This window comes from Microcystis sp. M31BS1 (genome assembly GCF_020245285.1).
In the GTDB taxonomy this organism is placed as follows: Bacteria; Cyanobacteriota; Cyanobacteriia; order Cyanobacteriales; family Microcystaceae; genus Microcystis; species Microcystis panniformis.
Map to the genome: position 1 here is coordinate 1 of NZ_JADBVE010000350.1, position 5,228 is coordinate 5,228.

Annotated in this window: 7 protein-coding genes; 5 read left to right on the forward strand and 2 right to left on the reverse strand. The window is 40.8% G+C overall.

What is annotated here, in order from left to right; all coding sequences use genetic code 11:
• From IM509_RS19870 to IM509_RS19880, 3 genes are all read left to right on the forward strand, one after another.
• The coding region (locus IM509_RS19870) for a tetratricopeptide repeat protein (RefSeq protein WP_287717330.1) at positions 1-2,505 on the forward strand (2,505 nt) is incomplete at its 5' end.
• Positions 2,506-3,235: 730 nt separating this feature from the next.
• Positions 3,236-3,529, forward strand: coding sequence for a nucleotidyltransferase family protein (locus IM509_RS19875; RefSeq protein WP_002763046.1), 294 nt, complete (start codon positions 3,236-3,238; stop codon positions 3,527-3,529).
• A complete protein-coding gene (locus IM509_RS19880; protein WP_185236825.1) occupies positions 3,526-3,864 on the forward strand; it encodes a HepT-like ribonuclease domain-containing protein in 339 nt (112 codons plus the stop codon). Before IM509_RS19875 ends, IM509_RS19880 begins: the two co-directional genes overlap by 4 nt.
• 182 nt (positions 3,865-4,046) lie before the next feature.
• Here IM509_RS19880 and IM509_RS19885 read toward each other — a convergent pair whose 3' ends face one another.
• Complete coding sequence (locus tag IM509_RS19885) at positions 4,047-4,295, reverse strand: DUF2442 domain-containing protein (RefSeq protein WP_002785172.1); 249 nt, start codon at positions 4,293-4,295, stop codon at positions 4,047-4,049.
• Between the two features lie 4 nt (positions 4,296-4,299).
• Entirely contained in the window at positions 4,300-4,470 is a 171-nt protein-coding gene (locus tag IM509_RS19890) for a DUF4160 domain-containing protein (RefSeq protein ID WP_260441173.1), read from the reverse strand.
• Between the two features lie 390 nt (positions 4,471-4,860).
• Here IM509_RS19890 and IM509_RS19895 point away from each other — a divergent pair, with 390 nt between their 5' ends.
• Both IM509_RS19895 and IM509_RS19900 read left to right on the forward strand, forming a co-directional pair.
• Positions 4,861-5,052, forward strand: coding sequence for a type II toxin-antitoxin system HicB family antitoxin (locus IM509_RS19895; RefSeq protein WP_002771342.1), 192 nt, complete (start codon positions 4,861-4,863; stop codon positions 5,050-5,052).
• Positions 5,049-5,228: type II toxin-antitoxin system HicA family toxin (locus tag IM509_RS19900; RefSeq protein ID WP_012267861.1), on the forward strand; the 180-nt coding region annotated here is incomplete at its 3' end. The genes IM509_RS19895 and IM509_RS19900, both read left to right, overlap by 4 nt.

Consider the following 5,228-nt stretch of genomic DNA (forward strand, 5'->3'; position numbering starts at 1 on the left):
GGCATTTTTGTTGATGGGGAGTTAATCGGCATTAACGGGCGATCGGCCCATCCGATTCTCTCTAACTACATCTACGAAGACGGTACAAAACCCACAGACGCAGAAGAAATCCAACAGATGAGAGCGGTTAATTGGGGCATTTCCCTTCATACCCTATTAACCTACATCCGGCCCGAAATCCTCAGCGCCTATAACCTACCCCTACCGCCGGTGAACCCCGATATAGAAACCACCGCCCCTACTGACTATATCGCCGAATTAGAAGCGAAAGCCAAGGGTTTCACCGTCCGGATCGATAGTAGCAGTAAAACCAATGGAAGTGGCGTAATTGCCAATGGAAGTGGCGTAATTATCGCTAAAGAAGGGAATATTTACACCGTCCTAACCGCCGATCACGTCCTTTGCGGAGAAATGGCACGCACCGACAGCTGTGCTGATTACACCTACACCGTCGTCACCAAGGACGGTAAAACTCGAAACATCGAGAAAAGCACCATCATCCGGCAGGAAGGGGTAGATTTAGCAGTTTTTCAGTTTGAAAGCCGAGACAATTATCCCGTTGCGGAAATAGCGAATTATAACCCAAATACCGGTGATTTTGTTTTTGCCGCAGGCTTCGCCAAAATTGGCAAAAATCCCTCGAAATGGTTGTTTAGTGGCGGTGCAATTCTCGAGAAAGAAGAGGGATTAATACAAACCCGCCAAAGTCCTTTAAGGAATAAACAAGGGGGAACATTACAAAGTGTTGCTTCTTTAACCGGAGGCTATGAATTAGTTTATACCAGCATCACATTTGGGGGCATGAGTGGCGGTGCAGTCTTAGACTCCCAGGGGAGAGTAATAGGGATTCATGGACGTTCAGAAGGAGCAGGGGTAACGGAAATTCAGTTAGGGTTTAGTTTAGGGATTCCCATTAGCACTTTTATCGGATTGCAAGAAAGATTGAAGGTAAAACCGCAATTATTAACCACTGCTCAACCCCAAGTTAGTCCGCAACAAAAACAAGAAATTATTCAAGCGATTACTGGTGTTATTGTCCCTAATACCAATGCGAAGGCGGATATTTGGATAGAAAGGGGAGGACAATTATGGCGGTTAGGAAGGTTTGAGGAAGCAATTAAAGCCTTTGATGAAGCGATTAAGCAAAATGACCCCGAGAATGTCTATTTAGCTTGGTATGGGAAGGGATTAGTATTAGGTAATTTAGATAAATATCAACCAGCTATAGAAGCTTTCCAACAAGCGATTAATACCTTACCTAAACGGGAAGATTTAAAGAAGTTTCACAGTAGTATTTTACAACAACAAAGTGTTGTTTATCGCTTTTTAGGTGACTTCTCAACAAGTGCTGGTAGAGAAAGAGAAGCCAGAGAAAATTATGAGCAAGCATTATCGGTGATTAATCAGGCGATTTCTCTGGTTCCCAATAACCCCAATCACTATAACGAGAAATGGGCAGTATTAAGTCGATTAAAACGCTATGATGAAGGATTAGCGGCGATTACTCAGGCAATTAATCTCGCTCCCCGTGCTGCTTGGTATGGCAATCGGGGGGTTCTTTACATTGACTTGCAGAAATACGAATTAGCCCTCTCTGACTGGAACAAAGCCATTGACATTAATCCTAATCATGCTGTGGCTTACGTCAATCGTGGGCTTCTTTACTCTGACTTGCAGAAATACGATTTAGCCCTCTCTGACTACAATAAAGCTATTGACATTAATCATAATTTGGCTAATGCTTACGTCAATCGTGGGCTTCTTTACTCTGACTTGCAGAAATACGATTTAGCCCTCTCTGACTACAATAAAGCTATTGACATTAATCATAATTTGGCTAATGCTTACAACAATCGGGGAGTTATTTACGCTAACCAGCAGAAATACGAATTAGCCCTCTCTGACTACAGCAAAGCCCTTCAACTTAATCCTAATGATGCTGGGGCTTACGTCAATCGGGGGCTTCTTTACCATAACCAGCAGAAATACGATTTAGCTTTAGCTGACTACAACCAAGCCCTTCAACTTAATCCTAATGATGCTAATGCTTACTACAATCGAGGGAATCTTTACTATTACCAGCAGAAATACGAATTAGCCCTCTCTGACTACAGCAAAGCTATTGAAATTAATCGTAATTTTGCTAATGCTTATTTCAATCGGGGGATTCTTTACAGAGACTTGCGGAAATACGATTTAGCCCTCTCTGACTTCAGCAAAGCTATTGACATTAATCCTAATGATGCTGATGCTTACTACAATCGGGGGAATCTTTACATTGACTTGCAGAAATACGAATTAGCCCTCTCTGACTACAACAAAGCCATTGACATTAATCCTAATTATGCTAATGCTTACAACAATCGTGGTATTTTATATGCCATATTAGGACAACCCGAAAAAGCAAAAATTGATCTACAACAAGCAGCTATATTATTCCTCCAACAGAATAATATGGCTGCTTATGAACAAGTGATGCAGATTTTACAACAATTAGGGGGGTGAGTTTCGTAGTTTCGTAGGTTGGGTTGAGCGAATAAATATGTTAAAGAAAACCTCTCAATTCTCAGGAAAAGCGAAACCCAACAGCCAACACCTAAATCAGTCTGAATCTTTTTGTTGGGTTTCTTTGGGTTTATTGTTGGGTTTCGTGCCTCAACCCAACCTACTTTAGTTTCCTTGGGTCTGTTGTTGGGTTTCGTGCCTCAACCCAACCTACGGTAGAAACCCAACACCCAACACCTAAATCCGTCTGAATCTTTTTGTTGGGTTTACTTGGGTTTATTGTTGGGTTTCGTGCCTCAACCCAACCTACGGTAGTTTCTTTGGGTGTATTGTTGGGTTTCGTGCCTCAACCCAACCTACGGTAGTTTCCTTGGGTGTATTGTTGGGTTTCGTGCCTCAACCCAACCTACGGTAGAAACCCAACACCCAACACCTAAATCCGTCTGAATCTTTTTGTTGGGTTTCGTGCCTCAACCCAACCTACGGTAGTTTCTTTGGGTTTATTGTTGGGTTTCGTGCCTCAACCCAACCTACGGTAGTTTCTTTGGGTTTATTGTTGGGTTTCGTGCCTCAACCCAACCTACGGTAGAAACCCAACTGATGAAAAGGTGATGCGGGTTTTACAACAATTAGGGGGATAAGTGGGGAGGGGTGAATTATCAGTAGTTAGTTTTTTCTAGTCTAGTCTGTTAATTGTTCATTAAAAAACCTTCGGGATGGATGTTATTTTATGACCTTAAAACAACTCATACAAGACAAACGAGAGGATATCCTAAAAATTGCCACTAAACATGGTGCTTTTAATGTGCGTGTATTTGGTTCCGTTGCTAGAGGAGAGGAAACCGAAAATAGTGATATTGATTTTTTAATTGATTATGATTTAGCTAAAACATCCCCTTGGTTTCCCGGTGGATTATTAGTTGATTTAGAGGCTCTCTTAGGGTGTAAAGTGGATGTAGTAACTGAAAAAAGCCTTCATCATCTAATTAAACAGCGAATCTTAAAGGAGGCAATTAAGTTATGAATGAAGATCGAGTTTATCTTGAACATATTTTAGACTGTATTGATAAAATTAAGGACTATTCCCAAGGGGGAAAACAGGAGTTTTTTGCTAATTCAATGATCAGCGATGCTATCATTAGACGCTTACAAACTTTGGCAGAATCAACTCAAAGGCTTTCGGAGGAATTAAAGGCAAATATTCCCAATGTTGACTGGCGTAATATTTCTGGTTTTAGGAATATTTTAGTACATGATTATTTAGGGGGAATTGACCTTAATACAGTTTGGGAGGTGGTAGAAAATTATTTGGATGATTTGAAAGAACAGATTTTAAGGCATCTAGAATCAGTTTCTTAGGTTGGGTTGAGGGAATAAATAGGTTAAAGAAAACCTCTCAATTCTCAGGGAAAGCGAAACCCAACACCCAACACCTAAATCCGTGTGAATCTTTTTGTTGGGTTTCCTTGGGTCAACCCAACCGACGGTAATTGCTATGATTACTAGGTTCGGTAGAGCCGATTTTTTTAAGCATTTAACATTTAAGCACCCAATCTTCCTTCTAAAATGCCAATGATGGACAAATCCTCATCTAAGGTTTCCCAATGTAATCCCGTGCCATCACAAATTAACTCAACCTCTGCTAATTGTTCAAAGGTTGCTTTTGATAAGCGTTTATTTTTATAAGCAGGAAAACGAATTTCTCTATCGTCTTCTAAACGAATACAAATCCATTTATCTTCAACCCAAACTTTTTGAGCTTTTACTATGCTTTCATGTACCAAATACATCGTGCTATTTCCTCCGTATTATTTCTATATTTTCTGTAATGATAACTTCAGCCCGAACAATTTCTTTGGTTTTTAGACCTTTAGCATAATCCAATTCTAGCGGCTCTAGCCAAAATTTAGCATATCCGCCGCCCCGTCGAACGTGAACGTGCATGGGTTCATTGCCTTCTGGCATAGAAAAAGAAAAGATAGCCTTCCAGTCTGAAAATTTCTGGCATGAGGTTAAAGCTTATTTGGCTGGATTTGGCCAAGCATGAAATGTAACGCACCACCAATTTTATAATATTCAGTGGGTTATGCTACAGTGCTTGTCATCTTGGTGCGATCACTGTTTTAGAGGACGAAAAGCGATCGCATCCTTTCCGAGGTTGGGTCATCGGAACGAAACCCAACACCTAAATCCGTCTGAATTAGCGAACGCCAATTTTGTCGGCTGCATTAACGAAGTGTAAGGCGGCAATCTCGCTGCCAAGCCCGATAATAAAGCTGATCGTGGATTGGGAGCAATTCAGTTATAATAGGGGTTAACTTAATATCGTTAGCAATGCAGAATGAGGATTTCACCATGAGGATTCCATATACGTATTGGAAAGAATCAGATGGGATGTTCTTGGGCTATTTGAATGAATTTCCCGATCATTGGACCCAAGGTGTTGACTTAGAAGAATTAATCGAAAACTTGGTCGATCTCTACAGAACATTTACTACGGAAGAAATCCCCGGAATCAAGAGAGTTGCAGAGTTTGAAATCGCATGAAAAGGCATGATTTAATTGCACAATTAGAGCAAGCTGGCTGCTATTTGATTAGACGTGGAGGGAAACACGATATTTACCATAATCCAGATACTGGAAAAACAGAACCAATTCCCAGACATCGAGAAATTAATGAGCGATTGGCTAAAAAGATTATCAAAAGTCTTACAGGCGACAGA

Bases quoted from the DNA above. Each gene is read 5' to 3' on its own strand.
- IM509_RS19875 (WP_002763046.1), top strand. From the start codon at position 3,236: ATGACCTTAAAACAACTCATACAAGACAAACGAGAGGATATCCTAAAA.
- IM509_RS19890 (WP_260441173.1), bottom strand. From the start codon at position 4,470: ATGCCAGAAGGCAATGAACCCATGCACGTTCACGTTCGACGGGGCGGC.
- IM509_RS19880 (WP_185236825.1), top strand. From the start codon at position 3,526: ATGAATGAAGATCGAGTTTATCTTGAACATATTTTAGACTGTATTGAT.
- IM509_RS19895 (WP_002771342.1), top strand. From the start codon at position 4,861: ATGAGGATTCCATATACGTATTGGAAAGAATCAGATGGGATGTTCTTG.
- IM509_RS19885 (WP_002785172.1), bottom strand. From the start codon at position 4,295: ATGTATTTGGTACATGAAAGCATAGTAAAAGCTCAAAAAGTTTGGGTT.